Source organism: Poseidonocella sp. HB161398 (assembly GCF_005870025.1).
Lineage (GTDB): Bacteria > Pseudomonadota > Alphaproteobacteria > Rhodobacterales > Rhodobacteraceae > Mangrovicoccus.
The window spans coordinates 114,541-130,937 of the sequence record NZ_VATA01000012.1; the positions used below are offsets into that span (position 1 = coordinate 114,541).

The 16,397-nt window shown below is 70.3% G+C and carries 15 protein-coding genes; 3 read left to right on the forward strand and 12 right to left on the reverse strand.

The annotated features are described in order from the left end of the window. Positions 1-70: 70 nt before the first annotated feature. From FGX59_RS11885 to FGX59_RS11895, 3 genes are all read right to left on the reverse strand, one after another. Complete coding sequence (locus FGX59_RS11885; protein WP_138466745.1) at positions 71-1,954, reverse strand: FUSC family protein; 1,884 nt, start codon at positions 1,952-1,954, stop codon at positions 71-73. Then, positions 1,951-2,433, reverse strand: a complete 483-nt coding sequence (locus FGX59_RS11890; RefSeq protein ID WP_240722407.1) for a MarR family winged helix-turn-helix transcriptional regulator — start codon at positions 2,431-2,433, stop codon at positions 1,951-1,953. The genes FGX59_RS11885 and FGX59_RS11890 overlap by 4 nt, the downstream gene beginning before the upstream one ends. Positions 2,434-2,899: 466 nt before the next feature. After that, positions 2,900-3,328 carry an Lrp/AsnC family transcriptional regulator gene (locus tag FGX59_RS11895; RefSeq protein WP_138466746.1) on the reverse strand — a complete coding sequence of 143 codons (429 nt, stop codon included), beginning with the start codon at positions 3,326-3,328 and terminating at the stop codon, positions 2,900-2,902. A gap of 127 nt (positions 3,329-3,455) precedes the next feature. Between FGX59_RS11895 and rocF the strand changes: the two genes are divergently transcribed. Beyond that, complete coding sequence (rocF, locus tag FGX59_RS11900; RefSeq protein WP_138466747.1) at positions 3,456-4,388, forward strand: arginase; 933 nt, start codon at positions 3,456-3,458, stop codon at positions 4,386-4,388. Between the two features lie 29 nt (positions 4,389-4,417). Next, positions 4,418-5,482 (forward strand): ornithine cyclodeaminase, encoded by a 1,065-nt coding sequence (locus FGX59_RS11905; RefSeq protein ID WP_138466748.1) that lies wholly within the window; start codon positions 4,418-4,420, stop codon positions 5,480-5,482. Positions 5,483-5,523: 41 nt separating this feature from the next. Here FGX59_RS11905 and attM read toward each other — a convergent pair whose 3' ends face one another. The 3 genes from attM to FGX59_RS11920 are packed head-to-tail and all read right to left on the reverse strand — an operon-like array spanning position 5,524 to position 9,000. Next, a complete protein-coding gene (gene attM / locus FGX59_RS11910; RefSeq protein ID WP_171060618.1) occupies positions 5,524-6,318 on the reverse strand; it encodes an N-acyl homoserine lactonase AttM in 795 nt (264 codons plus the stop codon). Between the two features lie 43 nt (positions 6,319-6,361). Next, the gene (locus tag FGX59_RS11915) at positions 6,362-7,522 is read right to left on the reverse strand and encodes an iron-containing alcohol dehydrogenase (RefSeq protein ID WP_138466749.1); all 1,161 of its coding nucleotides are present in this window, start codon (positions 7,520-7,522) and stop codon (positions 6,362-6,364) included. A gap of 29 nt (positions 7,523-7,551) precedes the next feature. Further along, positions 7,552-9,000, reverse strand: a complete 1,449-nt coding sequence (locus tag FGX59_RS11920; protein ID WP_138466750.1) for an NAD-dependent succinate-semialdehyde dehydrogenase — start codon at positions 8,998-9,000, stop codon at positions 7,552-7,554. A 97-nt stretch (positions 9,001-9,097) separates the two neighbouring features. On the opposite strand from FGX59_RS11920, the gene FGX59_RS11925 reads away from it, so the two are divergent. Further along, the gene (locus FGX59_RS11925; RefSeq protein WP_138466751.1) at positions 9,098-9,874 is read left to right on the forward strand and encodes an IclR family transcriptional regulator; all 777 of its coding nucleotides are present in this window, start codon (positions 9,098-9,100) and stop codon (positions 9,872-9,874) included. 10 nt (positions 9,875-9,884) lie between these two features. Here FGX59_RS11925 and FGX59_RS11930 read toward each other — a convergent pair whose 3' ends face one another. From FGX59_RS11930 to FGX59_RS11955, 6 genes are read right to left on the reverse strand one after another with little or no spacing between them, the layout of a single operon-like run. Then, entirely contained in the window at positions 9,885-10,649 is a 765-nt protein-coding gene (locus tag FGX59_RS11930; RefSeq protein WP_255471570.1) for a FadR/GntR family transcriptional regulator, read from the reverse strand. Then, complete coding sequence (locus FGX59_RS11935; RefSeq protein ID WP_370295966.1) at positions 10,618-11,589, reverse strand: ABC transporter ATP-binding protein; 972 nt, start codon at positions 11,587-11,589, stop codon at positions 10,618-10,620. Before FGX59_RS11935 ends, FGX59_RS11930 begins: the two co-directional genes overlap by 32 nt. Then, positions 11,586-13,454 carry a dipeptide/oligopeptide/nickel ABC transporter permease/ATP-binding protein gene (locus tag FGX59_RS11940; protein ID WP_138466752.1) on the reverse strand — a complete coding sequence of 623 codons (1,869 nt, stop codon included), beginning with the start codon at positions 13,452-13,454 and terminating at the stop codon, positions 11,586-11,588. The genes FGX59_RS11935 and FGX59_RS11940 overlap by 4 nt, the downstream gene beginning before the upstream one ends. After that, positions 13,451-14,398 (reverse strand): ABC transporter permease, encoded by a 948-nt coding sequence (locus FGX59_RS11945; protein ID WP_138466753.1) that lies wholly within the window; start codon positions 14,396-14,398, stop codon positions 13,451-13,453. The genes FGX59_RS11940 and FGX59_RS11945 overlap by 4 nt, the downstream gene beginning before the upstream one ends. Positions 14,399-14,431: 33 nt before the next feature. Then, entirely contained in the window at positions 14,432-14,782 is a 351-nt protein-coding gene (locus FGX59_RS11950; RefSeq protein ID WP_138466754.1) for an MmcQ/YjbR family DNA-binding protein, read from the reverse strand. 5 nt (positions 14,783-14,787) lie between these two features. Beyond that, a complete protein-coding gene (locus FGX59_RS11955; RefSeq protein WP_138466755.1) occupies positions 14,788-16,374 on the reverse strand; it encodes an ABC transporter substrate-binding protein in 1,587 nt (528 codons plus the stop codon). Positions 16,375-16,397 lie beyond the last annotated feature (23 nt).

Genomic DNA, 16,397 nt, shown 5'->3' on the forward strand with positions numbered 1-16,397 from the left:
GCCGGCACGGGTCCCCGGGCGGGGCACGGGCTGCCGCAGCCCGCGGCCCCGCTGCGCGCGGCGGCGGAGATCAGGCCGCCGCGGCCGGGGCGCTCTCCAGAAGGCCCGCGCCCCGCAGCTTCCTCACGGCCGCGGCCGCGCGCTCCATCAGATGGCCGCCGCCGGGTCCGAGGCGGCGCGACAGTGCGGAGAAGGCGCGCTCCGCCGCGGCCGGGTCCGCCGAGAGGCGGCGGCTGCGCGCCAGGGCCAGCCCGGCAGCACGGCGAAGCGAGGGGCCGCCAGCCGCCTCTGCCGCCATCGCGTGGCAGCGGAGCACCGCCTGGCTGAGATCGAGAAGCCCCGCCCCGGTCTCCAGCGCCGCGATCTGCGCCGGGCGCGAGGCGCGGCCCATGCCCGTCAGCCGCAGGCTGCGGTGATAGAGCCGTGCCCGCCAGATGTCCGCATGGCCGGCACCCTGCGGGTCGGCGGCCAGCGCCTCGATATTGCGCAGCATCGCCCGCACCAGCGCGGCGCTGCGCCGCCGGAGCGTCGGCGGATAGACCCAGCGATAGGCCGCCATCGCGGCGAAGGGCGCCGCCACCACCGCCAGCCCGGCCCCGACCGAGGCGCCGAAGCTGCCCGTCAGCGGCCAGTGCGGCTGCAGGAGCAGCAGCATCACCATGTTGTAGTCGAAGCTCATCATCACCGTCCGGCGATGCCCGACGAAGAGCGGGCCGATCAGGATGAAGGGCAGGGTCAGGAGGATCATCTGCAGCTCGTTCTCCGCCAGCGGCCAGGCCAGCCAGCGGCAGGCCAGCGCGCCGAGCACGCCGAGGAGCTGGCCGCGCCAGACATTCTTCATCATCCCCGCCGGGTTCTCGAAGGTCGAGAAGAGCGACAGCATCACCGAGAGGCCGAGCAGCAGGAAGGCCCCGGCATGCCAGCCGGTGACCTGCCAGAGCGCGCCGAAGAGCAGGATCGCCCCGGCGGCGCGCAGCCCGGCCTCGCGCCCGCCGGGCCAGTCGCGATGCAGCGGGACGGCCGGTGCAGGGCGGCCGGGCTCCGCCGTTCCGGGGCGGTCGAGACTGCCGAGCGCCAGCGACAGCGCGGCGAGGCGTTCGCGCAGCTCCGCGCCTTCGGCCTGGTTCGCGGCATGGGCGTCGAGCGCGCGGGCCGCGGAGGCCGGATCGCCCCGGCGCAGCGCTGCGGACGCGGCGGCAGGCGCCCCTGCCGGCGCCTGTCCCTCGCCATGGCGCCAGAAGAGCAGCGACATCGCCGCCAGCATCGCGGCCCGCATCCCGCGCACCTGCTGGCGCGCGCCGCGCTGCCCGGCGGATTGCGGCTCCAGGCTCTCGTCGAGCGCGGCGAGCCGGGCCATCAGTTCGCGCTCCGCCTCGGCCGGGGCCTCGCGCCCGGCGACATGGTCGAGGAGGTCGGCCAGAAGCTCCTCGAGCTGGCGGCGCAGAGCGCGGCCGTCGGCCTTCGGCGCGAAGGCCATTCCGACCGCGGCGGCGACCAGCACCCCGGTCAGCACCGTCGCCATCCGGTCGGCGCCCAGCAGCAGCACCCGGTCGGGATGGGCGGTGTCCAGCAGCGAGACCATCGCCGCCGTGTAGCCCGCCAGCACCGTGCCATAGGCAGTGAAGCCGCGCAGCAGGTTGCCCGCGCAGGTGCAGAGCCCGACCCAGAGCGCCAGGCCGAGGACCAGCAGTGCCGGATGCACCGTCATCGCCAGCACCAGCGCGATCCCGGCGCCGGTCCCGGCCACCGTGCCGAGAATGCGGAAAAGGCTCTTCTCCAGGAGCTGCCCGCGCAGGGGCTGCGAGGCGGCCCAGACCGTCATCCCCGCCCATTGCGGATGTTCGAGCCCCAGTGCCCAGGCGGCCAGGAAGGCCAGGCAGGCGGCGATCGCGGTGCGTCCGGCATAGGCCATCCGCGGCAGGTCGAAGCCCGCCCGTTCCAGCGCCGCGGTCACGACGAGCCCTCCGGCGCGGCGCTGCCGAGCACGTCCTCGACCCGCGCCTCGATCCGGCGGAAGGCCGCGGAGATGGCCCCGAGCGTGGCGTCGTCGATATCGGCAAGCAGCCGCGCTTCGATCGGGTGCAGCCGGGCGCGGATCGCGGCGATCTCGCGCCGCCCGTCCCCGGTGAGATGGATCAGCCGCGCGCGGCGGTCGGCGGGATCGACCCGGCGCTCGACGAAGCCGCTGGCGGCGAGCAGGTCGAGCAGCCGCACGAGCGAGGAGGCGTCGAGCCCCATCCGCCGCGCGAGCTGCGTCTGCGGGATGCCGTCGCCGCCCTCGGCGAGATGGATCAGCAGGGTCCAGGTGGAATCGGTCAGCCCCTCTTCGGCGAGCTGCTGGTCGATGGCCCGGCGCCAGGCGCGGGCAAGGGCGGAGAACTGGAATCCGAAGGATTCGCGGAGGGGGGGCGACTCGTGGGACATGAGTTGCATGTATATGCCAATGATTGGCAGTGACATCTAATTTTCGCGCCCCCCGGCGCCGGGGGGTGTGGTGGCGGGAAGATGTGCGCGAGCGGCCGGTGGCCCCGGGGCTGTGTCGCGCGCCGTCCGGCAGCCGGACGGGCCGGAGGGAGGCCATGCCCGGCGTTTCGGGCCGGGTCCGTTTGGGCGCGTCTTGGGGAAATCGAGGCGGCGGGCGCCCCTGAGCCTGTCTTGGGCGTGCCGGGACGACGCCGTGCAGTCGGGGCTGTGCCGCTGCGCATGGGGCTCGGACGGGGATCGCGCCGGTTCGGGAACCCGCCCGAGACGGCCCGGAATTCCTGCGGGTCCCGCTTTCATCTCACCGAGAGTCCCGCACTGTGAAGCGGGGATCTGCGGTCTGCCGCGCCAGGGCACGACGGGACCGATGGCGGGGCGTTCGGTCCCTTCAGGCAGGTGCACCCGCCCCGGGAACGGGTCAGCCGGTCACATGCGCCAGCAGGATCGAGCTTTCGCTGTTGAGTACCCCCGGCACTTCGCGGATCTCGCGCAGGACGCGGTCGAATTCGACCAGGCTCGCCGTCTTGATCTCGATCACCAGATCCCAGGCGCCATTGGTCGAGTAGACCGTCGAGATCTCGGGGATCTTGACCAGCGTGCGGATCACCCGGCGGGACATGCTGCCCTGAAGCTCGACCAGGGTGATCGCCTTGATCTCGCCTTCGACATCGACATCCGTCTCGATGGTGAAGCGGCGGATGCGGCCCTCGGCCACCAGGCTTTCCAGCCGCGTCTTCGCCGTCGTGCGCGAGACCCCGGCGACCTGCGCCAGCTCGGTCATCGAGATCCGGGCATCGGCGCGTAGCGCCGCGATGATCGCCCGGTCGGTGGCGGAAAGGGGGGTCATGGCCGTGGGTCCGTCATTTTGCGCAAAGAGGCCGTCATTATGCGAATAATACCGCACGCACTGGCGAAAATGCCAGTGCAATCTGTCATCCCGGCGAGCGAAAACGGTCTGGACAACAGGAGTCCAGATGACACGCACATGTTCCCTTCTCGGCGCCCCGGTGGAAACCGGCGCCTCGCAGCCCGGCTGCGTCATGGGCCCGGCCAGCCTGCGCACGGCGGGGCTTGCCCGGGCCATCTCCGCGCTCGGCTGGTCGGTCGCGGATCTCGGCGATCTGGCGATCGGGCCGCAGGCGCCCCTGGCGCATGCCAATCCGGCGATCCACCACCTGGCCGAGACCCGCGCCTGGATCGAGCTGATCGAGGCGCGCGCCTTCGAGGCGGCCCGGGCCCATGACCTGCCGGTCTTCCTCGGCGGCGACCATTCGATCTCGGCGGGGACGGTGCCGGGGATCGCCCGCCATGCCGCCATGCTGGGCCGGCCGCTCTTCGTGCTGTGGCTTGACGCGCATCCCGACCTGCACACGCTGGAGAGCACGGCAAGCGGCAATCTCCACGGCACGCCGGTCGCCTATTTCACCGGGCAGCCGGGCTTCGGCGCCTATCCGCCGCTGAAGGCGGCCGTGCCGGCCAGCCAGGTCTGCATGATGGGCATCCGCTCGGTCGATCCGGCGGAAGAGGCGCTGATCGCCGCGGAGGGGATCGAGGTGCATGACATGCGCGCCATCGACGAGACCGGGATCATCGCGCCGCTGCGGCGCTTTCTCGACCGGGTGCGCGCGGCGGGCGGGCTCCTCCATGTCAGCCTGGATGTCGATTTCCTCGACCCTGCCATCGCCCCGGCCGTGGGCACCACCGTGCCGGGCGGCGCCAGCTTCCGCGAGGCGCATCTGGCGATGGAGATCATCGGCGACAGCGGGCTGGCCTGTTCGCTCGACCTCGTCGAGCTGAACCCCTTTCTCGACGAGCGCGGCCGCTCCGCCTCGCTGCTGTGCGATCTCGCCGCCTCGCTGATGGGACGGCGGGTGCTCGACCGCCCGACCCGCGCTTTCGCCGCCTGATCGCGGCCCCTTTGACACGAGGACCTGCCATGACCCTTGCCGCCCCCCGTCCCGCCCCTTCGAAGCTGGCCTTCGTGCCCTTCGTTTCCGTCGACAACATGATGCGGCTGGTGCAGTCGATCGGGCCCGAAACCTTCCTGACCGAGCTCGCCGGCTTCATCGAGGCCGATTTCCGCCGCTGGCCGGATTTCGACAAGACCCCGCGCGTCGCCTCGCATTCCCCCGACGGGGTGATCGAGCTGATGCCGACGGCGGATGCCGAGAATTACGGGTTCAAATACGTCAACGGCCATCCCGCCAACATGCGCGCGGGCTTCCAGACGGTGACCGCCTTCGGGGTGCTCTCCTCGGTGGCGAACGGCTATCCGCTGCTGCTGAGCGAGATGACGGTGCTGACCGCGCTGCGCACGGCGGCGACCTCGGCGCTGGCGGCGCGCTATCTCGCGCCCGAAGGTGCGTCCTGCATGGCGATGATCGGCAATGGCGCGCAATGCGAGTTCCAGGCGCTGGCCTTCCGCGCGCTGCTGGGCATCAACCGGCTGCGGCTCTACGACATCGACCCGGCGGCGACCGCCAAGGCGCGGCGGAACCTCGAAGGGCAGGGGTTCGAGATCGCCTGCTGCGGCTCCGCCGAAGAGGCGGTCGAGGGCGCGCAGATCGTCACCACCTGCACGGCCGACAAGCAGTATGCGACGATCCTGACCGACAACATGGTCGGGGCGGGGCTGCATATCAACGCGATCGGCGGCGACTGCCCGGGCAAGACCGAGCTGCATCGCGACATCCTGCTGCGCTCGGACATCTTCGTGGAATACCCCGAGCAGACCCGCATCGAGGGCGAGATCCAGCAGCTTGCAGCCGACCATCCGGTGACCGAGCTGTGGAAGGTGATGCGCGGCGAGGCAGAGGGGCGGCGCGATCCGCGGCAGATCACGCTTTTCGACAGCGTGGGCTTCGCGATCGAGGATTTCTCGGCGCTGCGCTATGTCCATGCCAAGCTGCCGGGGACGGGCTTTGCCGAGCCTCTGGACATGCTGGCCGACCCGGACGACCCGCGCGACCTCTTCGGCATGCTGGAGCGCTCGAAAGCCTGAGGCGGAGCGCCCGGCCGCAGGGGCCGGGCGTCCCGTTCGGGTCAGCCGTAGAACTCGGGCGCCTGCTTGAAGCCGCTCCAGGCGTCGGGATCGTGGCCGGTGACGACGGTGGCGCCGGTCTTCTCGGCCAGCGCGCGCAGCTTGCCGACCGAGCGCACCGTGTCGACCGTGGAGGCCAGGAAGCCGGGGAGCGAGCGCTCCTCCCAGTGGTCGGTGGTGTAGGCGGCGTCGACCGTCAGCAGCATCGGGCCGCTCTCGGGCAGGTTGACCAGGAAGGACATGTGCCCCGGCGCATGGCCCGGCGAGAAGACGGTGATCAGCGTGCCGTCGCCATAGACGTCGTAATGGTCATCCGCCATGCCGTTGAGGAACTGCCATTTCAGCCCCGGCTTGTCGAAGTCCTTGCGGATGTAGCCGCCGGCCGCGAACCAGTCGGGGGTGAAGGCGTATTCGTACTCCGCCCGCTGCACCAGATGGGTGGCATCGGGGAAGCGGCCGACCGCGCCGGTATGGTCCAGATGCAGGTGCGACTGGACGACATAGCGGATGTCACCGGGCTTGATGCCGAGCGTCTCGAGCTGCGCGACGCAGCCCTCCTCGGCGGTCATCTCCGGCCAGTAGACGTCGCAGATATCCCCCCAGTAGCCGCGCGGATCGGTGGCGCATTCGACCGCGTTGCCGCCGTCGATGATCGTGTGGCCCTTCGGATGGGTGATGAGGAAGAACGGGACGGGGATCTCGTAATCGGCGCCCGCGCCCTCGTTCATCTTGATGTTGTGGACCTTGCACTTGAGCGAACCGCTCTGGAACATGTATAGACGAATGCCGTCGGTCATGGGGTCTCCTCCGTTGGTATGACCGTGAAAATCCGGGCGGGCCTCACCAGGCCTCGCGGTAGAGCTCCAGCGCGTCGTCCTCGGTCACTTCGACCGGGTTGTTGACGAGGAGCCGGGTCTGCTTCATCGCGTCGGTGGCGAGCATCGCCAGGCTGTTGTCGGTGACATTGACGTCGCGCAGCCGCCGCGGCGCGCCGCTGTCATCCATCAGCTTCAGCATGTGATCGACGAAGGCGGCGGAGCGGGCCTGCTCGTCGCCGGTGCCCGGCACCGAGAGCACGTCGGCCAGCTCGGCATAGAGCGGCGCGGCGACGCGTGCGTTGTAGCGCAGCACCGGCCCCAGCATCAGCGCGTTGGTCAGCCCGTGCGGCAGGTGGTAGTGCCCGCCCAGCGGATAGGCCAGCGCATGCACCGCCGCCACCGGCGAGTTCGAGAAGGCCTGGCCCGCCAGCATCGCGCCGAGCAGCATCTTCTCGCGCGCCTCGCGGTTGGTGCCGTCCTGGCAGGCGGGGATCAGGTTCTCGCCCAGCAGCCGCAGCGCCTCGCGCGCCAGCGCGTCCGACAGCGGGTTCTTCTTGAATTTCGAGGTATAGGCCTCGATCGCGTGCACCATGGCGTCGATGCCGGTCGCGGCGGTGTGGACCTGCGGCAGGCCGACGGTCAGCTCGGCGTCGAGCAGCACGAAATCGGCATAGAGCTGGCGCGAGACCACGCCCATCTTGGTCGTCTCGCCGGTGGTGATGATCGAGATGTTGGTGACCTCGGATCCGGTCCCGGCGGTGGTCGGCACCAGCGCCAGCGGCACCCGCGTGCCGGTGACATTGCCGATGCCGTACATCTCCGACAGGTCCTGGTCCGAGCCGATCATCACCGCGACCAGCTTGGCGATGTCCAGCGAGGAGCCGCCGCCGAGCCCTGCGACGATGTCGATCCCCTTGGCGCGGGCCGCGTCTGTGCAGCCGCGCACGATCGCCTCGGGCGGATCGGCGACCACCTCGTCGAAGATCGTCACGGCGAAGCCCGCCGCGGCCAGGGCGGCCTCGACCGGGGCGATCAGCCCGGCATCGATCAGGCCGCGATCGGTCACGAGCAGCAGGTTGCGCGCCGCGAAGCGCTCGGCCAGCAATTCGCCGAAGCGCGCCGCGCCGCCCCATTCGAGGTGGATGTCGCCGACAGTGGTGAAGCTGAAGGGTGAAAGCGTCACTTGGAAGTCCTCCCGTTCCGGATGACCGCTCAGCCGACGGCCGAGCAGAGATATTTCATTTCAAGGTATTCCTCGATGCCGTAGCGCGATCCCTCGCGTCCCAGCCCCGATTGCTTGACCCCGCCGAAGGGCGCGACCTCGTTCGAGATCAGGCCGGTATTGTGGCCGACCATGCCGTAGTCGAGCGCCTCGGTGACGCGCCAGACGCGGCGCGCGCTCTCGGTGTAGAAATAGGCGGCGAGGCCGAATTCGGTGTCATTCGCCATGGCGATGACCTCTTCCTCGGTCTCGAAGCGGAAGAGCGGCGCGACCGGGCCGAAGGTCTCTTCGCGGGCGACCCGCATCGCCTGGGTGACGCCGGTCAGGATGGTCGGCTCGTAGAAGGTCGGCCCCTCCTGCGAGCGCCGCCCGCCAAGCGCGATCCGGGCGCCGTGCTCCACCGCGTCGGCGACATGCGCCTCGACCTTGGCCAGCGCGTCGGCATCGATCAGCGGGCCGATCTGCACGCCGGGCAGGGTGCCGCGGCCGACCGGCATCGCGCCGACGCGGGCGGCGAGCTTCTCGGCGAAGGCGTCATAGACCCCGGCCTGGACATAGAGCCGGTTGGCGCAGACGCAGGTCTGTCCGGCATTGCGGTATTTCGAGACGATGGCCCCCTCGACCGCGGCATCCAGATCGGCGTCGTCGAAGACGATGAAGGGCGCGTTGCCGCCCAGCTCCAGGCTCATCTTCTTGATGGTGGGGGCGCATTGCTCCATCAGGATCCGCCCGACCTCGGTCGAGCCGGTGAAGGACAGCTTGCGCACCACGTCCGAGCCGGTCAGCACGCCGCCGATGGCGCGGGCATCGCCGGTGATCACCTGGAAGACCCCGCCCGGGATCCCCGCCATCTCGGCGAGCTTGGCCAGCGCCAGCGCGGTCAGCGGCGTCTGCTCGGCCGGCTTGACGATCATCGTGCAGCCCGCGGCCAGCGCCGGGGCGGCCTTGCGGGTGATCATTGCCGCCGGGAAGTTCCAGGGCGTGATCGCCGCGCAGACGCCGATCGGCTGGCGCAGCACGAAAAGCCGGTTGGCGCTGCTCGGCGCCGGGATCGTGTCGCCATAGACCCGCTTGGCCTCCTCGGCGAACCATTCGACGAAGGAGGCGGCATAGACCGCCTCGCCGCGGGCCTCGGCCAGCGGCTTGCCCTGCTCGGCCGTCATCAGCGCGGCCAGGTCGTCGGCATGGGCCAGGATCAGGTCGAACCACTTGCGCAGGACGGCCGTGCGCTCCTTCGCCGGGCGCGCCGCCCAGGGGCCGAAGGCGGCCTCGGCGGCGGCGATCGCTTCTTCGGTCTCCGCCGCGCCCAGATCCGGAACACGGGCGATCTCGCTTCCGTCGGCAGGGTCGGTGACGGCAATCGTCGCGGCGCTCTCGCGCCAGCCGTCGCCGATCCGGCAGGCCGTGGCCAGCAGTGACGGCTCGTTCAATTTCAGCATTGCGCCCCTCCCAGAAGTTCAATATATTGAACACGATTCACAATAACGAACCATGCTTGCGAGATGCGCCAAGGTCAACGGTTAACAGGGGGAGACCATGGATCACAAAGACGTGACAAAGGGTGGCGCAAGCGTCCCGGCCCTGCGGCGTGCAGTGGCAATTCTCGACCATCTTTCAGAGACTTCCGAGGAACTGACCGCGGCGGACCTGTGCCGCGCGCTGAAGATCCCGAAAAGCACCGCGCATGGGCTGCTGCAGGCGATGGAAGAGCTGGGGCTGGTGATCCGCGACCCGGCGGGGCGACTCGGCATCGGGCCGCGGCCGATGCGCTGGTCGAGCCGCTTCCTGGCGAAATCCGATCTGGTCTCGGCCTTCCGCCAGCATTTCGACCGCGATGCGCGGCTCTCGGGCTACACGATCACGCTGACGGTGCTCGAGGAGACGGAGGTGGTCTATGTCGCCTGCTCGAATTCCAGCCAGCCGCTGGGGGTGACCTTCCGGATCGGCATGCGGCTGCCCGCGGCCTTCACCGCGACCGGCAAGGCGCAGCTCGCCGCGCTGCCCGAGGCGGAGGTCGCCGCGCGCTTCGCCGGGGGCTTTCCCGCTCCGCTGACGCGCTACAGCGTGCGCGATCTCGCCGCGCTGCGTGCCGGGCTCGACCGCGACCGCGCGCGCGGATTCTCCGTCGATGACGGCGAGACCCGCGAGGGGATGACCTGTCTCGGCGCGCCGGTGCGCAACCACGAGGGCAGGGTGGTCGCCGGGCTGGCGCTGTCGCTGACCCGCTCGGAGGCGACGGCAGAAAAGGTGGAGGAGCTCGGCGCCCAGCTGCGCTCCGCCGCCGACGGCATCTCGGCGCTGATCGGCGGCTAGGGCGGGGGCGCTATTCCGGCAGGAAGCGCCCGGCCGCCATCGCCTCCTGGTCGCCCATCAGGCTCCAGGCATTCTCCATATGCGCCTTCATGATCGCCCGCGCCGCGCCTGCATCGCCCTCGCGCAGCGCCGCCAGCAGCCGCATGTGGTAGTCGTGCCCGCTGGCGCGCAGCCGCTCGTTCGGCGGCTCGTAGAGCTGCCGCTCCAGCGTGATCCCGGTCAAGAGCTGCACGGTGAAGCCGATGACGAAGCCCTGCAGCGGATTGTCGGCCTGCGCCGCCAGGAGCGCGTGGAACTCCAGCGAGGCGACATGCTGGTCGCGCTCTTCCTCCAGCGTCTGCGCCGGGCGGGCATAGCGGTCGGTGACCGCCTCGAGCGCGTCGAGCACCTCGGGCGGCAGCCGCCCGGCCAGCGCGCCGACCAGCTCGGGCTCCAGCGTGCGGCGCATCTGGTAGACATCGGCGATGGTCAGGTCGCGGAAGTAGAAGTAGTTCGACAGCAGCGCCCGGGCCCGCTCGGTCGAGACCGCATGGACGAAGGTGCCGCCGCCCGGCCCGGTGCGCGACTTGACCAGCCCCTGGGCCTCGAGGATGCGCATCGCCTCGCGGATCGTGCCCTTCGACATGGCGAAATCGGCGATCATCTCCGCCTCCGTGGGCAGCCGGTCGCCCGGGCGCATGCGCTGTTCGACCACCCAGTCCTTGATCTTGCGCGCCACCTGTTCGGGGCGGCTCAGCCGGGCGTCAGTCTTCGAGCGGGTGGTGGCAGGCGGCAAACCTCGTGTCTCCCATTTTCTCCAGGGGCGGATCGGTCTCGCGGCAGACCGCGCTGGCCCGGATGCAGCGCCCGGCAAAGGCGCAGCCCCGGGGCGGGTCCAGCGGATCGGGCAGCTCGCTGTCCTTCTGTTCGGGCGCGGCCAGCGCGCGGCCGACGACCGGCGCGCTCTCCGCGAGGAGCCTTGTATAGGGATGTTTCGGCGAGGTGAAGATTTCCGCGGCGCGGCCGATCTCCACCACCGCGCCGAAATAGAGCACCATGACCCGGTCGCTCACGGCCTCGACCACCGCCAGGTCGTGGCTGATGAAGAGGTAGGTCAGGCCGAAATCGCGCTTCAGCCCGGCCAGCAGGTTCAGCACCTGCGCCTGCACCGAGACATCGAGCGCCGAGACCGGCTCGTCGAGGATGATGATCCCGGGCGCCGCGGCCAGCGCCCGGGCGATGCCGATGCGCTGTGCCTGGCCGCCGGAGAATTCATGCGGGTAGCGGTCGAGGAATTCCTCGCGCAGGTTCACGCTGGCGAAGATCTCGGCGATGCGCGCGGCGCGGGCAGCCCGGTCCATGCCATGGAGCAGCTTCAGCGGCGCCTCCATGATCTGGCGGATCGTCTTCCTGGGGTTCAGCGACGAGATCGGGTCCTGGAAGACATACTGGATGCGCCGCCCGAAGGCCGCCGGATCGGCGGTGTCGAGCGCCTTGCCCGCGATCTCGATCGATCCTCCGGAGGGGGGCAGCAGCCCGACCAGCATGCGCGCCAGGGTGGACTTGCCGCAGCCCGACTCGCCGACGATGCCCAGGGTCTCGCCGGGCTCCACCGCGAAGCTCACCGGGCGGACGGCGCGCACGCCGGGCCGGGCGCGGCCGAGGAGGCCGCCGGAGACGGGGAAGGTCTTGGACAGGCCGGTCACGGTCAGGGCCGTCATGGTCTGGGCTGTCATGGGGTCACCTCCGGATGCAGGCAGCGCACGTCATGGCGCCCGCTCCCGGCGAGCGCGATCTCGCCCGCGCGGCAATCGGGCCGCGCCCGGTCGCAGCGCGGGGCGAAGGCGCAGCCGGGCGGCAGCTTGTCGACCACCGGCGGCAGGCCCGGGATGGCGGCCAGCTCGCGCTTGCCGCCGCCGAGTTCGGGGACGCAGGCGATCAGCCGCGCGGTATAGGGATGGGCGGGGCGGGCGAGGATCTCGGCCGTTGGCCCCTGTTCGACGATCCGCCCGGCATACATCACTGCCACCCGGTCGCAGAGCTGCGCGACCACGCCGAAATCATGGGTGATGAAGACGATGGCCAGCCCCCGTTCGCGCCGGAGCTCGTCGAGCAGCGCCAGGATCTGCGCCTGCACCGTGACATCGAGCGCGGTGGTCGGCTCGTCGGCGATCAGCACCTCGGGGTCGTTGGCCAGCGCCATGGCGATGCCGACCCGCTGGCGCATGCCGCCCGACATCTCGTGCGGATAGTTCCGCAGCCGGCTTTCGGGATTGGGGATGCGCACGGCGCGCAGGAGCTCCAGCGCGCGGCCTTCGGCCTCCTTCGCGCCGACCCGGTGATGCACCTGGATCGCCTCGGCCATCTGCGCGCCGATGCGGTAGAGCGGGTGCAGCGTCGCCAGAGGGTCCTGGAAGATATAGGCGATCTTCTCGCCGCGGATCGCGCGCAGCCGGCCATAGGGCATGCCGAGCAGGTCCTCGCCCTCGTAGCGCACCGCCCCGCCGGTGACGACGCCCGGCGGCGAGGCGACGAGCCCGGTGACCGAGAGCGCGGTGACCGACTTGCCCGAGCCGCTCTCGCCGATGATGCCGAGGCACTCGCCGCGCCCGACATGCAGCGAGACCTGGTTCACCGCCCTGTAGACCCGCGGGCCGACATGGAACTGCGTCTCGAGCGATTGCAGGTCCAGCAGCCCCTTCGCGGGCGCGTCGGGGACCGGCCCCTTGCGGTCGACGCGGGTGGTGGCGCGCGGACGGCTCAGCGCGCCCGATTTCAGCCGCGGGTCGAGCGCGTCGCGCACCCCGTCGCCGAGCAGGTTGATCGACATCACGATGAGGAAGATCATCAGCCCCGGCACTACGGAGGTATGCGGCGCGGTGATCAGCGCCGCGCGCGCCTCGCCCAGCATCGAGCCCAGATCGGCCTGGGGCGGCTGGCTGCCGAGCCCGAGAAAGCTCAGCCCCGCGGTCTCCAGGATCATCCAGCCGACCGTGGTCGAGACGCCGATGACGATGACCGGCAGGACATTCGGCAGCAGCTCCGACAGGATGATCCGCCCGTGCCCCATCCCCGCCAGCCGCGCCGCGTCGATGAATTCCCGCCCGGCGAGCCCGACGGTGATGCCGCGGATGTTGCGGGCGAAGAACGGGATGTTGACCGCCGCCACCGCGATCAGCGCGTTCAGCAGCCCGGGCCCGAGCGCGGCGACGATGGCCAGCGCCAGCAGGATGTAGGGAAAGGCCATCAGCATGTCGATCGCCCGCATGATGATGTTGTCGGTGCGGCCCCCGGCATAGCCCGCGACGATGCCGATGGCCGAGCCCAGCACCGCGGCGGCCAGCGCGGCCGCCAGGCCGATCGCCAGCGACATGCGCGTGCCATGGACCAGCCGGGCCAGCAGGTCGCGCCCCAGATGGTCTGTGCCCAGCAGATGGCCGGGGCTGAACGGGCGGGCGAAGCGCTCGGCAGTGGCGGTCGCGTCCGGATCGGGCAGCGGCAGCAGCGGCGCCAGGATCACCAGCGCCAGGATCAGCGCCAGCACGGCAGCGCCGAGCGCGGCCAGGCGGTTGCGGAAGAGGAGCCTGAGGAACGCCGTCATGTCTTGATCCTCGGATCGAGCAGGCCCTGGGCGACATCGACGGCGATGTTGAAGAGCACGTAGCAGGCCGAGACGAAGACCACGCCGCCCTGCACCAGCAGGATGTCGCGCTTGAGGATCGCGTCGACCAGCATCCGCCCGACGCCGGGCCACTGGAAGACCATCTCGATATAGACCGCGCCCGACAGCACGAACCCCGCCTGGATGCCCAGCACCGGGATGATCGAGACCATCGCCGCGCGCAGCGCATGGCCGTAGACCACGCGGCCTTCGGGCACGCCCTTGGCGCGGGCGGTGCGGATGTAGTCCTGGCGCAGCACCTCGAGCATGGCCGAGCGCGACAGCCGCGCCACGACGCCGGTGGCGACCGCGGCAAGCGCCAGCGCGGGCATCGCCAGATGCGCCAGCAGGTCGGGCAGGTCGCCGCCGCCGTAGATCGCGTACATCCCCGAGACCGGCAGCCAGCGCAGCTTTACCGCGAAGAGCAGGATCATCATCATGCCGAGGAAGAAGGACGGGACCGAGATGCCGATCAGCACGACGAAGGTGATCGCCTTGTCCGCCAGGCTGTACTGGCGCGCCGCGGAAATGGCGCCGGCCAGGATGCCGATGAGCGAGCAGAGCACGAAGGCGGTCCCCGCGAGGATCAGAGTCGCCGAGAAGCGGTCGAGGATCTCGTCGAGCACCGGCCGGTTCAGCGAGAAGGAGCGGCCGAAATCGCCGGTCAGCATGTTGCCGAGCCAGATGACGTATCTCTGCGCCAGGGGCTTGTCGAGGCCAAGGTCGCGGTTGAGCTTCTCGACATTCTCGGGGGTGGCGTAGCTGCCGAGGATGGCGGTGGCCGGGTCGCCCGGGATCATCGCCATGATCAGGAAGACGATCACCGTGATGCCCAGGATCACGGGGATCGCCGAGAGCAGTCGCTTCAGAATGTATCCGGCCATCGGTCCCTTTCCCGTTCTGCCTGGCCTCCCGTGTCAGCCCGCCCCGGCCAGCCGCGCCAGCGCCTTCGGCGCGACCAGCGCGTAGCTGCGGCGGATATGCGCCTCTGCCTCGTCCCAGTCGGTCCCGGCATGGAGCCGCAGGCCGATCCAGCCCTTCGGCCCGACATAGGGCGGGCGGAAGAAGGTCGCCGGGGCCGCCTCGACCAGCAGCGCCTGCGCGCCGCGGGGCGCCTTCAGCCAGACCGCGGGCGCGCCGTCCTCCATCCGCGGCATGGCGAAGATCCGTCCCCGCACCCGGTAGGCCGTCCCTCCCCGCATCGGCTGGTCCTCCGCTTCGGGAAAGCCGAGGCAGACCGCGCGCAGCCGCTCCAGCGGGGCCTCCATCGCGGTCAGTTCTTCACCACGTCCTTCAGCATTAGCAGGAAGGATGGCTCGAGCGAGAAGTTCTCCACCCGCGACGAGGTCACGGCGTTCTGCTTCCAGTTCGCCACGAAGACCCAGGGCGCGTCGTCATGGACGATCTGCTGCATCTGCTTGTAGAGCTCGGCGCGCTCGCCCTGGTCGGTGGAGACGCGGGCCTTTTCCAAGAGCGCGTCGACCTCGGGGTTCGAGTAGTAGCCCGAGTTGAACCCGCCCTTGTCCGGCCAGGCATCCGTGCGCAGCGCCAGGAAGGGCAGCGTGTCGGGGTCGTTGGTCATCCAGGCCATCTCGGCCATGTCCGCCTTGCCCTCGAGCCCGGGATTCACCTCGCCGAGGAAGGTGTTCCATTCATAGGTCTCGATCTTCACGTCCAGCCCGACGGCGTTCAGATCCGCCTGGATCGCGGTGCCCATCGGCACCGGGTCGAGCATGCCCGAGCCGCCCTCGGTGACATAGAAGGTCAGCGTCGCGCCCTCGGCCCCGGCCTCTGCCAGCAGCTCCCTGGCGCGGTCGGGATCATAGGGATAGGGCTCCAGCGCGTCGTCATGGGCCCAGGCGAAGGCCGGCGGGGTCGGCCCGGCCGCGACCTCGGCCGTGCCCTCGAGCACGTCGCCCACCAGCGCCTCCTTGTTGATCGCGTAATTCGCCGCCTGGCGCACGCGCTTGTCGGCGAAGGGGCCGTCCTTGGCGTTGAGGATCAGGAACCACAGATGCGGCCCGGCCTGTTCGCTGACGGTGAAATCGTCCGACTGGAACTGCGACAGCGCCACGGGCGGCACCTCGACCATCATGTCGATCCCCCCGGCCAGCATCTCGGCGACGCGGGTATTGGCATCGGTGATCGGGCGGAAGACCACCGCCTCGGTCCCGGCCGGATCGCCCCAGTAGTCCGGGTTCTTCTCGATCACCACCGCCTCGTTCGAGCGCCATTCGGCGAATTTGAACGGCCCGGTGCCCACCGGCGCGCGGCCGAAATCGGCGCCCGCGGCCTCGACCGCGGCGGGCAAGACGATCAGCCCGGTCGGATAGGCGAGGTTCGACAGGAAGGGCGCATAGGGTTCCGAGAGGGTGAATTTCACCGTCAGCGGATCGACCGCCTCGACCGACTCCACCGCGGAGAAGAAGAAGGCCAGCGGGAAGGGGCCGGTGTCGTGAAAGGGATGGCTCTCGTCCAGCATCCGGTCGAAGTTGAACTTCACGGCCCCGGCGTCGAAGGGCGTGCCGTCATGGAAGGTGACGCCCTCGCGCAGGGTGAAGGTGTATTCGGTGCCGTCCTCGCTGATCGTCCAGTCCGTGGCCAGCGCCGGCGCGACCTCGAGCGTGCCGGGCTCGTATTTCACCAGCCCCTCGTAGAGATTGACCAGGATGCGGAAGTCGTTGACCGCCGTGACCGCGGCAGGGTCAAGCGATTTCGGCTCGGCGATCTGCCCGACGATCAGCACGCCCGGCGGGGTCTGCGCCAGGGCGGGCGCCGTGCCGAGGGCGGCGGCGCTGGTCAGGATGGCGGCAAGGGCGGCCGCGGCGGCAGGCCCGCGGCTCCGGTTCCAGAGTTCCATTGTCGGCGCTCCCTGATGGCCTT

Coding starts and splice junctions, on each gene's coding strand:
- FGX59_RS11890 (WP_240722407.1), bottom strand. CDS start 2,433: ATGCAACTCATGTCCCACGAGTCGCCCCCCCTCCGCGAATCCTTCGGA.
- FGX59_RS11895 (WP_138466746.1), bottom strand. CDS start 3,328: ATGACCCCCCTTTCCGCCACCGACCGGGCGATCATCGCGGCGCTACGC.
- rocF (WP_138466747.1), top strand. CDS start 3,456: ATGACACGCACATGTTCCCTTCTCGGCGCCCCGGTGGAAACCGGCGCC.
- FGX59_RS11905 (WP_138466748.1), top strand. CDS start 4,418: ATGACCCTTGCCGCCCCCCGTCCCGCCCCTTCGAAGCTGGCCTTCGTG.
- attM (WP_171060618.1), bottom strand. CDS start 6,318: ATGACCGACGGCATTCGTCTATACATGTTCCAGAGCGGTTCGCTCAAG.
- FGX59_RS11920 (WP_138466750.1), bottom strand. CDS start 9,000: ATGCTGAAATTGAACGAGCCGTCACTGCTGGCCACGGCCTGCCGGATC.
- FGX59_RS11925 (WP_138466751.1), top strand. CDS start 9,098: ATGGATCACAAAGACGTGACAAAGGGTGGCGCAAGCGTCCCGGCCCTG.
- FGX59_RS11935 (WP_370295966.1), bottom strand. CDS start 11,589: ATGACAGCCCAGACCATGACGGCCCTGACCGTGACCGGCCTGTCCAAG.
- FGX59_RS11940 (WP_138466752.1), bottom strand. CDS start 13,454: ATGACGGCGTTCCTCAGGCTCCTCTTCCGCAACCGCCTGGCCGCGCTC.
- FGX59_RS11945 (WP_138466753.1), bottom strand. CDS start 14,398: ATGGCCGGATACATTCTGAAGCGACTGCTCTCGGCGATCCCCGTGATC.
- FGX59_RS11950 (WP_138466754.1), bottom strand. CDS start 14,782: ATGGAGGCCCCGCTGGAGCGGCTGCGCGCGGTCTGCCTCGGCTTTCCC.
- FGX59_RS11955 (WP_138466755.1), bottom strand. CDS start 16,374: ATGGAACTCTGGAACCGGAGCCGCGGGCCTGCCGCCGCGGCCGCCCTT.